The sequence below is a fragment of the Flavobacterium sp. genome, assembly GCF_031363805.1.
In the GTDB taxonomy this organism is placed as follows: Bacteria; Bacteroidota; Bacteroidia; order Flavobacteriales; family Flavobacteriaceae; genus Flavobacterium.
Genome location: NZ_JANLVD010000087.1, coordinates 1 through 1,693, shown reverse-complemented (window position 1 = coordinate 1,693; position 1,693 = coordinate 1). Strand labels below are relative to the sequence as shown.

At 35.1% G+C, this 1,693-nt stretch carries 2 protein-coding genes; both read left to right on the top strand.

All coding sequences use genetic code 11. From position 1 onward, the window contains the following. Nucleotide 1 precedes the first annotated feature (1 nt). On the top strand, nucleotides 2-1,087 hold the full coding sequence (locus tag RMN92_RS04870) for a DnaJ C-terminal domain-containing protein (RefSeq protein WP_309608342.1): 1,086 nt from the start codon (nucleotides 2-4) through the stop codon (nucleotides 1,085-1,087). 142 nt (nucleotides 1,088-1,229) lie between these two features. Further along, nucleotides 1,230-1,693, top strand: a 464-nt coding sequence (locus tag RMN92_RS04865) for an ATP-binding cassette domain-containing protein (protein ID WP_309608341.1), incomplete at its 3' end; no start/stop codon positions are given.

Genomic DNA, 1,693 nt, shown 5'->3' with positions numbered 1-1,693 from the left:
TATAGACAAAAGTGCAACCGAAGCTGAAATAAAAAAAGCCTATCGCAAAAAAGCCATTGAGTTTCATCCTGATAAAAATCCAGGCGATGCAGCTGCCGAAGAAAATTTCAAAAAAGCAGCCGAAGCTTACGAAGTTTTAAGCGATCCTCAAAAGAAAGCACAATATGATCGATTCGGTCATCAAGCTTTTGAAGGTGGCAATGGCGGAGGCGGTTTTAGCGGAGGCGGGATGAATATGGATGACATATTTAGCCAATTTGGTGATATTTTTGGAGGTGGCGGGAGTTTTGGCGGCTTTGGAGGTGGCGGAGGTCAGCGTCGCGTAAAAGGAAGTAATCTTCGTATTAAAGTCAAATTAACATTGGAAGAAATTGCCAATGGTGTCGAGAAAAAAGTTAAAGTAAAACGCAAAACTCAAGCGCCAGGCGTATCCTATAAAACTTGCTCTACTTGTAATGGTCAAGGTCAAGTAATGCGCGTTACAAATACTATTTTAGGTCGTATGCAATCGGCATCAACTTGTCCAACTTGTGGCGGTTCTGGTCAAATTATCGAGAAAAAACCAGCCAATGCAGATTCTCAAGGTATGATTTTGGAAGATGAAACTGTATCAATAAAAATTCCCGCAGGTGTTGTAGATGGAATGCAACTTAAAGTTTCCAATAAAGGAAACGATGCGCCAGGAAACGGAATTCCAGGAGATTTAATTGTAGCAATTGAAGAAATTGAACACGAATTTTTAAAACGTGAAGGCGAAAATTTGCATTATGATTTGTACATTAGTTTTGCTGAAGCTGTTTTAGGCGTTTCAAAAGATATTGATGCTGTAAATGGCAAAGTTCGAATCAAACTGGAAGAAGGAATTCAATCTGGAAAAATTCTTCGACTTAAAGGAAAAGGAATTCCAAGCATCAATAGTTACGGAAATGGCGATTTGCTTGTTCATGTAAATGTTTGGACACCAAAAACACTCAACAAAGATCAAAAGAAATTTTTCGAAAGTAATCTTGAAGATTCTAATTTTGTGCCAAGTCCCGAAAAATCAGAAAAATCATTCTTTGAGAAAGTCAAAGATATGTTCTCATAATTTATAAGGTGGGTTTTTTAACCTGTTTTATTTTTTTTTCCCATCCTAATGCAAATTAGGGTGGGTTTTTTGTAACATAAATCAGCATATTTCTACTTATAGTTTGTAAAGTTATTTTCTTTAAATTCAACAACATTTAATAATGAGTAATATTCTTGAAGTCAAAAATGTAGTTAAACAATACGGCGATTATACAGCTTTAAATAGTATATCGTTGCAAGTTCCAAATGGCAGTATTTATGGACTTTTGGGTCCAAATGGTGCTGGAAAAACCACATTAATTAGAATTATCAATCAAATAACCATGCCAGATTCTGGAGAGGTTTTATTAGATGGTAAAAAACTTTCTCCAAATGATGTGCAATATATAGGATATATGCCTGAAGAGCGTGGTTTATATAAAACAATGAAAGTTGGTGAACAATGTTTGTATTTGGCACAATTAAAAGGTATGTCTAAAGCCGATGCGCAAAAACAGCTTAAATATTGGTTTGAAAAATTTGAAATTGAAGGCTGGTGGAACAAAAAAATTCAAGAACTTTCTAAAGGAATGGCACAAAAAATACAATTTATTGTCACCATTTTGCACCAACCAAAATTATTAAT